Source organism: Pseudomonas sp. P2S-1, from assembly GCF_057197725.1.
The window spans coordinates 2,219,024-2,232,056 of the sequence record NZ_CM170068.1 but is presented as its reverse complement, the minus strand read 5'-3'; the positions used below and the strand labels follow the sequence as shown (position 1 = coordinate 2,232,056).

The window sequence follows — 13,033 nt, the reverse complement described above, 5'->3', positions numbered from 1 at the left end:
GTTCATATCAGACCGCAGCCATCAGTACGGCGCCGAGTACCAGCACGGCACCGACGGCGATGGAAGCGGTGTACCAGCGCAGCTGACCGGTTTCGGTCTTGCTCATGGCGGCGTGGCCGCCACGGGCCATGCGCGGGATCAGGCCGATGGTGCGGTCCACCGGGTCCTTGCGCAGGATATGGCTGATCAGCAGGTAAGGTTTGACGAACAGCTTGTCGTAGATCCAGTCGAAGCCCCAGGCGGCGAACCACCAGGCCGAGAGCAGGCGACCGATGCCGCTGTTGGCGACGGCAGTCACGAAGCGGCGCTTGCCGAGGAACAGCAAGGCCGACAGCAGGATACCGGCGATGGCGATGGCGCCCGAGGCGATTTCCAGGCTGTGCTTGGCTTCGCCGCCGGCATGGCCCGCGCTTTCCGGCAGCACGCCGGCCAGCGGTGGGTGGATCCAGGCGCCAACGAAGGTCGACAGGACGATCAGCACGCCCAGCGGCAGCCAGTGGGAGATACCGTGGCCGGCATGGGCTTCGGTCTTGGCTTCGCCGTGGAAGGCAATGAAGATCAGGCGGAAGGTGTACAGCGAGGTCATGAAGGCACCGACCAGGCCGGCGTACAGCAGGCCGGTGTTGCCGCTGGCGAAGGCTTCCCAGAGGATCTCGTCCTTGGAGTAGAAGCCCACGGTGATCAGCGGCAGGGCCGCCAGGGCCGCACCACCGACCACGAAGCTGGCGTAGGCCAGTGGCAGTTTCTTCCACAGGCCGCCCATCTTGAAGATGTTCTGCTCGTGGTGGCAGGCAACGATCACCGCACCCGATGCAAGGAACAGCAGGGCCTTGAAGAAGGCGTGGGTCATCAGGTGGAAGATCGCCGCGTCCCAGGCGCCAACGCCCAGGGCCAGGAACATGTAGCCGATCTGGCTCATGGTCGAGTAGGCGAGGATACGCTTGATGTCGGTCTGGACCAGGGCGGCGAAACCGGCCAGGACCAGGGTGACACCGCCGACCACGCCGACCAGGTGCAGCACTTCTGGCGCGAGGGTGAACAGGCCGTGGGTACGGGCGATCAGGTAGACACCGGCGGTGACCATGGTCGCGGCGTGGATCAGTGCCGAAACCGGGGTCGGACCGGCCATTGCGTCGGCCAGCCAGGTCTGCAGCGGCAGCTGGGCGGATTTACCGACCGCACCACCGAGCAGCATCAGGGTCGCCAGGACCATCCAGGTGTCGCCCGCCTGGAACTTCTGCGGGGCCAGCACCAGCAGTTCCTGGATGTTCAGGGTGCCGAGCTGCTGGAACAGGATGAACAGGCCGATGGCCATGAACACGTCGCCGATACGGGTGACGATGAAGGCTTTCAGTGCCGCGTTACCGTTGTTGCGGTTGCTGTAGTAGAAACCGATCAACAGGTACGAGCACAGGCCCACGCCTTCCCAACCGAAGTAGATGAACAGCAGGTTGTCGCCCAGGATCAGGAACAGCATGCTGGCAATGAACAGGTTGGTGTAGGAGAAGAAGCGCGAGTAGCCCGCTTCACCACGCATGTACCAGGAGGCGAACAGGTGGATCAGGAAGCCGACGCCGACCACCACGCCGAGCATGGTCACCGACAGGCCGTCCAGGTGCAGGGTGAAGGTCGGGGCGAAGCCGTCGACCGACATCCACGTCCACAGCAGTTGCGAGTACACGCCGTTTTCCGGTGGCGCGACGTTGAACTGGAAGATCACCCAGGCGGCGACGATCGCCGACAGGCCGATCGAGCCGACACCGATCAGCGCCGAGAGGTTCTCCGAGAAGCGACCACGGGAGAACGACAGCAGCAGGAAGCCGATCAGGGGGAATACGAAAGTCAGGAAGAGAAGGTTCATCCGCGCATCTCACTGGCTGCATCGATATCGAGAGTGTGGAAGCGGCGATACAGCTGCAGCAGGATCGCCAGGCCGATACTGGCCTCGGCGGCTGCCAGGCTGATCACCAGGATGAACATCACCTGTCCATCCGGCTGGCCCCAGCGGGCGCCCGCGACGATGAACGCCAGTGCCGAGGCGTTCATCATGATTTCCAGACTCATGAGCACGAAGAGAATGTTGCGGCGGACCATCAGGCCGACCAGACCGAGGCTGAACAGCAGGCCGGCGACCGCCAGGCCATGTTCGAGAGGGATAGCAGACATGTGATTACTCCTTCGCCTCGTTGCGGCCGAGGTGGAAGGCCGTGACCGCTGCGGCGAGCAGCAGCATGGAGGCCAGTTCCACTACCAGCAGGTAAGGACCAAACAGGCTGATGCCGACCGCCTTGGCGTCGACCGTGGTATGACCGATGGCGCCGCCGCTCTCGGTGCTGAACAGCACGTAGAGCAGTTCGGCCAGCAGCAGGCCGGCCAGCACGACCGGGCCGAGCCAGATGCCCGGGGTCAGCCAGCCGCGCTCCTGGGCGACCGAGGCCGGCCCCAGGTTGAGCATCATCACCACGAAGACGAACAGCACCATGATGGCACCGGCGTAGGCGATCACTTCCAGGGCGCCGGCGAACGGCGCACCGAGGGCGAAGAAGGTCATCGCCACGGAGATCAGGGAAATGATCAGGTAGAGCAGGGCATGCACCGGGTTGGTGTTGGTGATCACCCGCAGGGTGGACACCACGGCGACACCGGATGCGAAATAGAAAGCGAATTCCATCTTTCTTCCTTAAGGGAGCAAGCTCTTCACGTTGATCGGCTCGGCTTCGTTCTGCGCGGCGCCTTTCGGCTTGCCGGCAACGGCCATACCTGCAACACGGTAGAAGTTGTAGTCGGGATTCTTGCCGGGGCCGGAGATCAGCAGATCTTCTTTCTCGTACACCAGGTCCTGACGTTTGAACTCGGCCATTTCGAAATCCGGGGTGAGCTGGATCGCGGTGGTCGGGCAGGCTTCCTCGCAGAGGCCGCAGAAAATGCAGCGCGAGAAGTTGATACGGAAGAACTCCGGATACCAGCGTCCGTCATCCGTCTCGGCTTTCTGCAGCGAGATGCAACCCACCGGGCAGGCCACGGCGCACAGGTTGCACGCTACGCAGCGCTCTTCGCCATCGGGGTCGCGGGTCAGGACGATGCGGCCACGGTAGCGTGGCGGCAGGTAGACCGGCTCTTCCGGGTATTGCAGGGTGTCGCGCTTGCGGAACCCGTGGGAGAACACCATCACCAGGCTGCGCAGCTGGGTGCCGGTGCCCTTAACGATGTCGCCAATATATTTGAACATGGGTCAAATCCTCACTGGGCCGCAACAGCTGGCGTGTTGAGCAACACGATCGCAGCGGTCACCAGCAAATTGATCAGGGTCAGCGGCAGGCAGAACTTCCAGCTGAAGTCCATCACCTGGTCATAGCGCGGGCGCGGGATCGAGGCGCGCAGCAGGATGAACAGCATGATGAAGAAACCGGTTTTCAGGGCGAACCACAGGAACGGAACCTGCGGCAGCAGATCGAACGGACCGTGCCAGCCACCGAAGAACAGGGTTACCAGCAGCGCCGACACCAGGATGATGCCGATGTACTCGCCGACGAAGAACATGCCCCATTTCATGCCGGCATACTCGATGTGGTAGCCGTCGGCCAGTTCCTGTTCCGCTTCCGGCTGGTCGAAGGGGTGACGGTGAGTCACGGCCACGCCAGCGATGAAGAAGGTACAGAAGCCGAAGAACTGCGGAATGATGAACCACAGGTTCTGCGCCTGGTACTCGACGATGTCGCGCATGTTGAACGAGCCGACCTGGACCACCACGCCCATCAGCGCCAGGCCCATGAACACTTCATAGGACACGGTCTGGGCCGAGGCCCGCAGGCTGCCGAGCAGGGCGTACTTGTTGTTCGACGACCAGCCGGCGAAGAGCACGGCGTAGACCGACAGACCGGCCATGGCGAAGAAGAACAGCAGACCGATGTTCAGGTCCGCGACACCCCAGGTCGGGGTGATCGGGATGACCACGAAGGCGATCAGCAGGGCGCTCATCGCCACCACGGGTGCCAGGGTGAAGATCATCCGGTCGACGAAGGGCGGGTTCCAGTCTTCCTTGAAGAACATCTTCAGCATGTCGGCAGCGATCTGGAACATGCCGAACGGGCCGACGCGGTTCGGACCATAGCGGTCCTGCCACCAGCCCAGCAGGCGCCGCTCGACGAAGCTGAGCAGCGCGCCGCAGACCACCACCGCCAGCAGGACCACAACGGCCTTGACGACGGCGATGATCACATCGATCACTTCGGGGGTGAACCAGGTCATTGTGCTGCCTCCTGCAGGCCTTCGACGGATGCACCGAAGATGGCGGGCGGAATACCGGCCAGGCCTTTCGGCAGGGCAACCAGGCCAGCGCCCAGTTCTTCATTGATACGCAGCGGCAGGCGCAGGGTCTGGCCGGCAACGTTCAGGCTGAGCAGGGCACCTTCGTTGACGCCCAGGCGGTCGGCTTCCGACTTGGCCAGCGCAACGTAAGGCTGCGGGATGCGCTCTTGCACCGGGGCGGCGCGGGAGGAGTTCTCCTCGCTGCCGAACAGGTGGTAGAACGGCACGGCCTGCCAGGTGCCACGGGCCGGGGCGAAGGCCGCCGGGACGCTGGCGAACCAGTTCAGGCGATCGCCCTGCGACTCGATCAGGCGGGTGCCCGGGTCGCCTGCACGCAGGTGACCACCGACCTCGTCCTGGAACTTGTTCCAGGCTTGCGGCGAGTTCCAGCCCGGCGACCAGGCGAACGGCACTTGCGAGCGCGGTTCGGCGGAGCCCGAGTAACCTTCCATGGAGAAGGCGAACGCGGTGTCCTGGTCCTGCGGGGTACGCGGCTCGTGCACGCTGATATTGGCGCGCATGGCAGTACGACCGGAGTAGCGCAGTGGCTCACGGGCGAGTTTCATGCCCTTGATGCGGAACGCGGCGGACGGTGCGGCATCGACGATGCCGGCCAGTTGCGGGGCAACGGTGGCGCAGGCGCTGGTGACGTGGTCCAGTTGGGTCCAGTCCACCGGCTTGTTCAGCAGGGTCGCACGCAGGGCGTGCAGCCAGCGCCAGCCTTCGTGAACCAGGATGCTGCTGTCCAGGTAGGTCGGATCGAACACCTGGAAGAAGCGCTGGGCACGGCCTTCCTGGCTGACCAGGGTGCCGTCGCCTTCGGCGAAGGAAGCGGCCGGCAGGACCAGGTGGGCGCGGTCGGTGGTCGCGGTCTTCGAGTGATCGGCAACGATGATCACCTTGGCGGCGGCGAAGGCGGCATCGACCTTGGCAGCCGGTACGCGGCTGTACAGGTCGTTTTCCAGGACGACGATGGCGTCGGCCTTGCCGCAGATCACTGCGTCCAGGGCGGCGTCGACGGAATCACCACCGAACATGGCCATACCGATGCTGTTGGCTTCCGGGACCACCAGGCTGAGGGAGCCGGCTTTCTCGCGCAGCTTCAGGGCCTTGGCGATGTTGGCAGCCGCTTCGATCAGGGCTTTGGAGCCGAGGGAGCCACCGGACACGATCAGCGGACGCTTGGCGGCGACCAGGGCATCGGCGATGCGCTTGGCCAGCTCGACAGCTTCGCTGTCCAGGCCTTCGACGGCAGGGGCGCTCGGGTCGATGGCGTGGGCCACGGCGAAACCGATGCGGGCCAGGTCGTCTGGCGCTGCGTGCACGCACTCTTCGGCGACGTCATCCAGCTTGGTCTCGGCCAGGCTGGCGATGAACAGCGGGTACAGGGCGTGCTGGCCGATGTTCTTCACCGCAGCGTCGAGCCACGGCTGGACCTTCATCGCTTCGGCCATGGCCTCGGCCTTGCCCTTGGTGGCCTGGCGCACGGCCAGGGCGACGCGGGCAGCGGTCTGGGTCAGGTCTTCACCGAGGACGAACACGGCGTCGTGGTCTTCGATGTCGCGCAGGGTCGGCACCGGCAGCGGGCTGTCGTTCAGCACCTGCAGGACCAGGCGCACGCGCTCCAGCTCGGCCGCTTCCATACCGGAGTAGAAGTGCTCGGCACCGACCAGCTCGCGCAGGCCGTAGTTGCTTTCCAGGCTGGCGCGGGGCGAACCGATACCGACGATGTTGCGGCCGCGCAGCAGGTCGGCGGCCTTGTCCAGGGCGGCGTCCAGGCTGAGCTTGGAGCCGTCGGCCAGCAGCGGCTGGCGTGGACGGTCGGCGCGGTTGACGTAGCCATAGCCGAAACGGCCACGGTCGCACAGGAAGTACTGGTTCACCGAGCCGTTGAAGCGGTTCTCGATGCGACGCAGTTCACCGTAGCGCTCGCCCGGGCTGATGTTGCAACCGCTGGAGCAGCCATGGCAGATGCTCGGGGCGAACTGCATGTCCCACTTGCGGTTGTAGCGTTCGGAGTGGGTCTTGTCGGTGAACACACCGGTCGGGCAGACCTCGGTCAGGTTGCCGGAGAATTCGCTCTCCAGGGCACCGTCCTCGACGCGGCCGAAATAGACGTTGTCGTGGGCACCGTAGACGCCCAGGTCGGTACCGCCGGCGTAGTCCTTGTAGTAACGCACGCAGCGATAGCAGGCGATGCAGCGGTTCATCTCGTGGGCGATGAACGGGCCGAGCTCCTGGTTCTGGTGGGTACGCTTGGTGAAACGGTAGCGGCGCTCGTTATGGCCGGTCATTACCGTCATGTCCTGCAGGTGGCAGTGACCGCCTTCCTCGCAGACCGGGCAGTCGTGCGGGTGGTTGGTCATCAGCCATTCGACGACGCTGGCGCGGAACGCCTTGGACTCTTCGTCTTCGATGGAAATCCAGGTGCCGTCGGAGGCAGGGGTCATGCAGGACATGACGATGCGACCACGGGTGTCGTTCTCGTCGGTGTACTGCTTGACCGCACACTGCCGGCAGGCGCCGACGCTACCGAGCGCCGGGTGCCAGCAGAAATAGGGGATGTCGAGGCCGAGCGACAGACAGGCCTGTAACAGGTTGTCTGCACCGTTGACTTCGAGCGCTTTGCCGTCTACGTGGATAGTGGCCATGGTTCAAAGTTCTTCGTTGGCCCGCGTGAGCGGGTGTGGCTAATGGAAATCGGTGTGCCCGCGGCTCGCGCGAATCATTCGGGCGAGCCTGCGTGGCTGGCGGGCGGCACGGACCACCCGCTTTTTCATCTTGTTATGCGCCGACCACAATCGGCTGCGCCAGGTTCGGGCGCAGGGTTTCACCACCAGGATTGGCGGCGACACCGGCCTCGAACTCGGAGCGGAAGTATTTGATGGCACTGCCCAGCGGCTCGACGGCACCTGGTGCGTGAGCACAGAAGGTACGGCCAGGGCCGAGGAAGTTGACCAGTTGCAGCAGGGTGTCGATGTCCTCGCGCTTGCCCTGGCCTTTTTCCAGGGCGCGCAGCATCTTCACGCTCCATGGCAGGCCGTCGCGGCACGGGGTGCACCAGCCGCAGGATTCGCGGGCGAAGAACTCTTCCATGTTGCGCAGCAGCGAGACCATGCTGACGCTGTCGTCCACCGCCATGGCCAGGCCGGTACCCATCCGGGTGCCCACCTTGGCGATGCCGCCGGCGTACATTTGTGCGTCCAGGTGCTCGGGGAGCAGGAAGCCGGTACCGGCGCCGCCTGGCTGCCAGCACTTGAGCTTGAAGCCGTCGCGCATGCCGCCGGCGTAGTCTTCGAACAGCTCGCGGGCGGTGACGCCGAACGGCAGTTCCCACAGGCCCGGGTTCTTCACCTTGCCGGAGAAGCCCATCAGCTTGGTGCCGTGGTCTTCGCTGCCTTCACGGGCCAGCGACTTGTACCAGTCGACGCCGTTGGCGACGATCGCCGGGACGTTGCACAGGGTCTCGACGTTGTTCACGCAGGTCGGCTTGCCCCAGACGCCGACGGCGGCAGGGAAGGGCGGCTTGGAGCGCGGGTTGGCGCGGCGGCCTTCCAGCGAGTTGATCAGCGCGGTTTCTTCACCGCAGATGTAGCGGCCGGCACCGGTGTGCACGAACAGTTCGAAATCGAAGCCGCTGCCGAGGATGTTCTTGCCCAGCAGGCCGGCGGCCTTGGCTTCATCGATGGCGCGGTTCAGGTTGCGGGCGGCGGTGGTGTACTCGCCGCGCAGGAAGATGTAGCCACGGTAGGCCTTGAGGGCGCGGGCGCTGATCAGCATGCCCTCGACCAGCAGATGGGGCTGTTGCTCCATCAGCATGCGGTCCTTCCAGGTGTTCGGCTCCATTTCGTCCGCGTTGCACAGCAGGTAGCGGATGTTCATGGATTCGTCTTTCGGCATCAGGCCCCACTTCACGCCGGTGGGGAAGCCTGCGCCGCCACGGCCCTTGAGGCCGGAGTCCTTGACGGTCTGGACGATCTCGTCCTGGGACAGCTGGGCCAGGGCGGTACGCGCGGCGGCGTAGCCGTTCTTGGCCTGGTACTCGTCGAGCCATACCGGCTCGCCGTCGTCACGCAGGCGCCAGGTCAGCGGGTGGGTCTCGGCGCTGCGCGCGATGCGGTTGGCCGGGCCGAAGGAAGTGATGGTCATACGTAACCCTCCAGCAATTTGGCAACACCGGCCGGCTGCACGTCACCGAAGGTGTCGTCGTCGATCATCAGGGCCGGGGCCTTGTCGCAGTTGCCCAGGCAGCACACCGGCAGCAGGGTGAAGCGCCCGTCCGCGGTGGTCTGGCCGAGGCCGATGCCCAGCTCGCTCTGGATCTGGCCGACCACGGACTCGTGGCCGCCGATGTAGCAGACCATGCTGTCGCACACGCGGATGATGTGGCGGCCAACCGGCTGGCGGAAGATCTGGCTATAGAAGGTGGCCACGCCTTCGACGTCGCTGGCCGGAATGCCGAGGATCTCGCCGATGGCGTGGATGGCGCCGTCCGGCACCCAGCCGCGCTGTTTCTGGACGATCTTCAGGGCTTCGATGGACGCCGCGCGCGGGTCCTCGTAGTGATGCATCTCGTGCTCGATGGCCGAGCGCTCGGTTTCGCTCAGGGCGAAACGGTCGGTTTGGATAAGCGTGCTGTTCATGCTTAGCGGTCCACGTCAGCCATAACGAAGTCGATACTGCCCAGGTACGCGATGAGGTCCGCGACCATGCTGCCCTTGATCACCGAAGGGATCTGCTGCAGGTGCGGGTAGCTCGGCGTGCGAATCCGGGTGCGGTAGCTCATGGTGCCGCCGTCGCTCGTCAGGTAGTAACTGTTGATGCCCTTGGTCGCCTCGATCATCTGGAAGGATTCGTTGGCCGGCATGACCGGGCCCCACGAAACCTGCAGGAAGTGGGTGATCAGGGTTTCGATGTGCTGCAGGGTGCGCTCTTTCGGCGGCGGCGTGGTCAGCGGGTGATCCGCCTTGTACGGGCCTTCCGGCATGTTGCGCAGGCACTGGTCGATGATGCGGATACTCTGGCGCATCTCCTCGACACGGACCATGCAGCGATCGTAGGCATCGCCGTTGTGGGCCAGCGGTACTTCGAACTCGAAGTTCTCGTAGCCGGAGTAAGGACGCGCCTTGCGCAGGTCGAAATCGAGGCCGGTGGAACGCAGACCGGCACCGGTGACGCCCCAGGCCAGGGCTTCCTTGGTGTTGTACTGGGCAACGCCGATGGTGCGGCCCTTGAGGATGCTGTTCTGCAGGGCCGCCTTGGTGTACTCGTCGAGGCGCTTGGGCAGCCATTCGACGAAGTCCTTGACCAGTTTGTCCCAGCCGCGCGGCAGGTCGTGGGCGACGCCACCGATGCGGTACCAGGCCGGGTGCAGGCGGAAGCCGGTGATGGCCTCGATCACGGTGTAGGCGCGCTGGCGGTCGGTGAAGGTGAAGAACACCGGGGTCATGGCGCCGACGTCCTGGATATAGGTACCCAGGAACAGCAGGTGGCTGGTGATGCGGAAGAATTCGGCGAGCATCACGCGGATGGTGTCGACCTTCTGCGGCACCTTGATCCCGGCCAGCTTCTCGACTGCCAGTACGTACGGCAGGTTGTTCATCACGCCGCCGAGGTAGTCGATACGGTCGGTGTACGGGATGAAGCTGTGCCAGGACTGGCGCTCGGCCATTTTCTCGGCGCCACGGTGGTGGTAGCCGATGTCCGGGACGCAGTCGACGATCTCTTCGCCGTCCAGCTGCAGGACGATACGGAAGGCACCGTGGGCGGACGGGTGGTTAGGGCCGAGGTTGAGGAACATGTAGTCCTCGTTCGCGCCCTGGCGCTTCATGCCCCAGGCTTCCGGATTGAAGCGCGCGGCTTCTTCTTCCAGCTGCTGCTTGGCCAGGTTCAGGGTGAACGGGTCGAACTCGGTGGCACGGGCCGGGAAGTCCTTGCGCAGCGGGTGACCTTCCCAGGTCGGCGGCATCATGATCCGGGTCAGGTGCGGGTGGCCCGGGAAGTCGATGCCGAACATGTCCCAGACTTCGCGCTCGTACCAGTTGGCGTTCGGCCAGATACCGGTGACGGTCGGCACGCTCAGGTCGGTTTCGCTCAGCGAGACCTTGATCATCACGTCGCTGTTACGTTCCACCGAGAGCAGGTGGTAGAACACGGTGAAGTCGGCACCCGGCAGGCCGCGGCGCTGGGTGCGCAGGCGCTCGTCGACGCCGTGCAGGTCGTACAGCATGCTGTACGGCTTGGCGATGTTGCGCAGGAAGGTGAGGATCTCGATCAGGCGGGCGCGGTCAACCCACAGCACCGGCATGCCGGTACGGGTGTCCTGGGCGCTGAACGCCTCTGCGCCAAAACGGTTGTGCAGTTCGACGACCACATCCTGGTCGTCAGCCTTGTAAGGCGGAATATAAATAGCGGTGTCCGCTGTCATGGTCTCGGTCGCTTTCGGTCAACGTAGAGAATGAAGCCAGGCCGCCGGTTCCGGGGAACGGGCGGCAGGTCGCTGGATCAGACTTCGTCGGGGCTGCGCAGGTTGGTCACCTGCATGCGCTGTTCACGACGCAGATCTTTCTGGGCCGGCATCTCGGCGCGGTACACGCCTTGATCGCCAACCACCCAGGAAAGAGGGCGTCGCTCCTGGCCAATCGACTCCTGCAGAAGCATCAGGCCTTGCAGGAATGCTTCAGGGCGAGGCGGGCAGCCAGGTACGTAGACATCCACGGGGAGGAACTTGTCGACCCCCTGGACAACCGAGTAGATGTCGTACATGCCGCCGGAGTTGGCGCACGAACCCATGGAAATGACCCACTTCGGTTCCAGCATCTGCTCGTACAGGCGCTGGATGATCGGCGCCATCTTGATGAAGCAGGTGCCGGCGACGACCATGAAGTCGGCCTGACGCGGAGATGCCCGGATCACTTCGGCGCCGAAACGGGCGATGTCGTGCGGCGCGGTGAACGCCGTGGTCATCTCCACGTAGCAGCAGGACAGGCCGAAGTTGTACGGCCACAGGGAGTTCTTGCGACCCCAGTTGACCGCGCCACTGAGCACATCTTCGAGCTTGCCCATGAAGATGTTCTTGTGGACCTGGTCCTCTAGCAGTGAATCGGAGACGGTTTCCCGGTCTCCGATTGGATACTGCTCGTTGGGCGCATCCGGATCGATTCTGGTGAGATTGTATTGCATTGCCAAAGCCTCATTGTTTCAGCTTCGCTTGCCGCTTGCGACGACCCACGGGAGCCCAATCGAGCGCCCCGACCCGCCAAAGGTAGACAAGACCTGCCAACAGAATTGCTATGAAAACGAGAGCTTCGACGAATCCGGTCCAGCCGCTTTCGCGGACGGACACAGACCATGCAAAGAGAAAGAGGGCTTCGATATCGAAGATCACGAACAGCATCGCGACCAGATAGAATTTGGCCGACAGGCGCAGGCGGGCGCCGCCGGTAGGCAGCATGCCGGATTCGAACGGTTCGTTCTTGCTGCGGCCCCAGGCCTTGCTACCGAGCAGGCTGGACAGGCCGAGCATGAAGGCGCAGAGGCCGACGACACCCAACAGGAAAATGGCGAAACCCCAGTTGTGGGCGATCAGTCCGGTCGAATCGGGCATGCTGGAAATCCTTAACAGAGCACGTGGTCTCTGAGCGTAAAAAGAGTGTAGAGCAGTGACGATATGTCGCAGCGGGATCTATCGCGCTGATTTTATGGGTAAAGCGGGTGTAAGTAAAATTCCCGAGGCAAATTTATTCGTAGGATTAAGAACAAAAATCGCTCGTAAGTGCCTGTAGCCCTTGTATTTCGGGGATTCGACGCGGTTTCGTTAATTATGTTTCTTGCAGGCTGTAAAGAATTGCAAGTTTCGAAATGATAATTGATATCATTTGGCGGTCGCGTGTTATTCCTACTGTTCGAGTCAACTAAGAAGTTCATCGCTTTTCTTCCTGCAAGTTATTTGCAACCTGCGTTCTAGACGCTTTTGTTCGCGGGCGTTGCGGCCTGGATCAAGGGTTGGGCAGATCGTTGCCGCTGCGCTGATCCGGCGATGGCCCACTGGCCCAGCCAGTAGAACAGGATGATCAGGTAGGGCGCGGCGGCGAAGGGGCTGACGAAGCGGTCGATGCCGATCAGGCTGTCCGAGAGCACGAAGCTGGCGGCGCCCAGGGCGGCGAGGCCGGCGCAGGCCAGGGCGCGCCAGAGCATGGCGCTGATGACCAGGGCGTAGGCCGCCACCGGGATCAGCAGGTCGCCCAGGCCGTGCCAGGCCAGCAGGGTGAACAATCCGACGCCGCAGGCGGCTGCTACCAGCAGGGCGCCTGGAGCGAATGTGCGGGTTTCATCGAGGTAGGCGCGCAGGTAGGCCAGGTGGGCGCAGAAGAAGGCGGCCAGGCCGATGATGAACAGGTCGGTGGGCCAGGCCAGGGCCAGGTCACCGAGTATCGAGAAGCCGAGGCCGATCAGGATCCAGCGACGGTAGGTGCCCGCGGGAGCGCCGGCAAGCCAGATCATCAGCATTAATACCGGAACGGGCTTGGCTGCGAAGGCGAGCCACGGCTGGCCGCTGCCGGTTGCATATAGATAGAAGGCGCCGCCGATCAGGGCGAGGGCGCAGAGTGTCGCGGAGCGGGGCATGGCCGATCCTTGTCCGTTGCTGTGCGAGCAAGCATAGCCAAGGATGGAAAAGCTGCGGCCCGGAACCCCATCACAGGTTCCGGGCCGCAGGTGTCACCCG

12 protein-coding genes are annotated in these 13,033 nt (G+C 63.8%); all 12 read right to left on the bottom strand.

The annotated features are described in order from the left end of the window. Positions 1 to 7: 7 nt before the first annotated feature. The 12 genes from nuoL to AC2CQI_RS09775 all read right to left on the bottom strand — a co-directional run bounded on the left by nuoL (position 8) and on the right by AC2CQI_RS09775 (position 12,933). Complete coding sequence (nuoL, locus tag AC2CQI_RS09830; protein WP_075803230.1) at positions 8 to 1,861, bottom strand: NADH-quinone oxidoreductase subunit L; 1,854 nt, start codon at positions 1,859 to 1,861, stop codon at positions 8 to 10. After that, entirely contained in the window at positions 1,858 to 2,166 is a 309-nt protein-coding gene (gene nuoK / locus AC2CQI_RS09825) for an NADH-quinone oxidoreductase subunit NuoK (RefSeq protein ID WP_075803229.1), read from the bottom strand. The genes nuoL and nuoK overlap by 4 nt, the downstream gene beginning before the upstream one ends. Positions 2,167 to 2,170: 4 nt before the next feature. Next, positions 2,171 to 2,671, bottom strand: coding sequence for an NADH-quinone oxidoreductase subunit J (nuoJ, locus tag AC2CQI_RS09820; protein ID WP_075803228.1), 501 nt, complete (start codon positions 2,669 to 2,671; stop codon positions 2,171 to 2,173). A gap of 9 nt (positions 2,672 to 2,680) precedes the next feature. Further along, positions 2,681 to 3,229, bottom strand: a complete 549-nt coding sequence (gene nuoI / locus AC2CQI_RS09815; RefSeq protein ID WP_042125483.1) for an NADH-quinone oxidoreductase subunit NuoI — start codon at positions 3,227 to 3,229, stop codon at positions 2,681 to 2,683. Positions 3,230 to 3,240: 11 nt separating this feature from the next. Then, entirely contained in the window at positions 3,241 to 4,248 is a 1,008-nt protein-coding gene (gene nuoH, locus AC2CQI_RS09810) for an NADH-quinone oxidoreductase subunit NuoH (protein WP_075803227.1), read from the bottom strand. Continuing rightward, the gene (gene nuoG, locus AC2CQI_RS09805; RefSeq protein WP_484580026.1) at positions 4,245 to 6,959 is read right to left on the bottom strand and encodes an NADH-quinone oxidoreductase subunit NuoG; all 2,715 of its coding nucleotides are present in this window, start codon (positions 6,957 to 6,959) and stop codon (positions 4,245 to 4,247) included. Before nuoG ends, nuoH begins: the two co-directional genes overlap by 4 nt. A gap of 133 nt (positions 6,960 to 7,092) precedes the next feature. Beyond that, complete coding sequence (gene nuoF / locus AC2CQI_RS09800; protein WP_484580025.1) at positions 7,093 to 8,457, bottom strand: NADH-quinone oxidoreductase subunit NuoF; 1,365 nt, start codon at positions 8,455 to 8,457, stop codon at positions 7,093 to 7,095. Next, positions 8,454 to 8,951, bottom strand: a complete 498-nt coding sequence (gene nuoE / locus AC2CQI_RS09795; protein WP_075803224.1) for an NADH-quinone oxidoreductase subunit NuoE — start codon at positions 8,949 to 8,951, stop codon at positions 8,454 to 8,456. Before nuoE ends, nuoF begins: the two co-directional genes overlap by 4 nt. 2 nt (positions 8,952 to 8,953) lie before the next feature. Continuing rightward, positions 8,954 to 10,735, bottom strand: coding sequence for an NADH-quinone oxidoreductase subunit C/D (nuoC, locus tag AC2CQI_RS09790; protein WP_484580024.1), 1,782 nt, complete (start codon positions 10,733 to 10,735; stop codon positions 8,954 to 8,956). Between the two features lie 77 nt (positions 10,736 to 10,812). Then, entirely contained in the window at positions 10,813 to 11,490 is a 678-nt protein-coding gene (locus tag AC2CQI_RS09785; RefSeq protein ID WP_075803222.1) for an NADH-quinone oxidoreductase subunit B, read from the bottom strand. A gap of 10 nt (positions 11,491 to 11,500) precedes the next feature. After that, positions 11,501 to 11,914, bottom strand: a complete 414-nt coding sequence (locus AC2CQI_RS09780) for an NADH-quinone oxidoreductase subunit A (protein ID WP_009400986.1) — start codon at positions 11,912 to 11,914, stop codon at positions 11,501 to 11,503. Between the two features lie 356 nt (positions 11,915 to 12,270). Further along, complete coding sequence (locus AC2CQI_RS09775) at positions 12,271 to 12,933, bottom strand: lysoplasmalogenase (RefSeq protein WP_484580023.1); 663 nt, start codon at positions 12,931 to 12,933, stop codon at positions 12,271 to 12,273. Positions 12,934 to 13,033 lie beyond the last annotated feature (100 nt).

Bases quoted from the DNA above. Each gene is read 5' to 3' on its own strand.
- AC2CQI_RS09785 (WP_075803222.1), bottom strand. From the start codon at position 11,490: ATGCAATACAATCTCACCAGAATCGATCCGGATGCGCCCAACGAGCAG.
- AC2CQI_RS09775 (WP_484580023.1), bottom strand. From the start codon at position 12,933: ATGCCCCGCTCCGCGACACTCTGCGCCCTCGCCCTGATCGGCGGCGCC.
- nuoH (WP_075803227.1), bottom strand. From the start codon at position 4,248: ATGACCTGGTTCACCCCCGAAGTGATCGATGTGATCATCGCCGTCGTC.
- nuoK (WP_075803229.1), bottom strand. From the start codon at position 2,166: ATGTCTGCTATCCCTCTCGAACATGGCCTGGCGGTCGCCGGCCTGCTG.
- nuoF (WP_484580025.1), bottom strand. From the start codon at position 8,457: ATGACCATCACTTCCTTCGGCCCGGCCAACCGCATCGCGCGCAGCGCC.
- nuoG (WP_484580026.1), bottom strand. From the start codon at position 6,959: ATGGCCACTATCCACGTAGACGGCAAAGCGCTCGAAGTCAACGGTGCA.
- nuoC (WP_484580024.1), bottom strand. From the start codon at position 10,735: ATGACAGCGGACACCGCTATTTATATTCCGCCTTACAAGGCTGACGAC.
- nuoJ (WP_075803228.1), bottom strand. From the start codon at position 2,671: ATGGAATTCGCTTTCTATTTCGCATCCGGTGTCGCCGTGGTGTCCACC.
- nuoL (WP_075803230.1), bottom strand. From the start codon at position 1,861: ATGAACCTTCTCTTCCTGACTTTCGTATTCCCCCTGATCGGCTTCCTG.
- nuoE (WP_075803224.1), bottom strand. From the start codon at position 8,951: ATGAACAGCACGCTTATCCAAACCGACCGTTTCGCCCTGAGCGAAACC.
- AC2CQI_RS09780 (WP_009400986.1), bottom strand. From the start codon at position 11,914: ATGCCCGATTCGACCGGACTGATCGCCCACAACTGGGGTTTCGCCATT.
- nuoI (WP_042125483.1), bottom strand. From the start codon at position 3,229: ATGTTCAAATATATTGGCGACATCGTTAAGGGCACCGGCACCCAGCTG.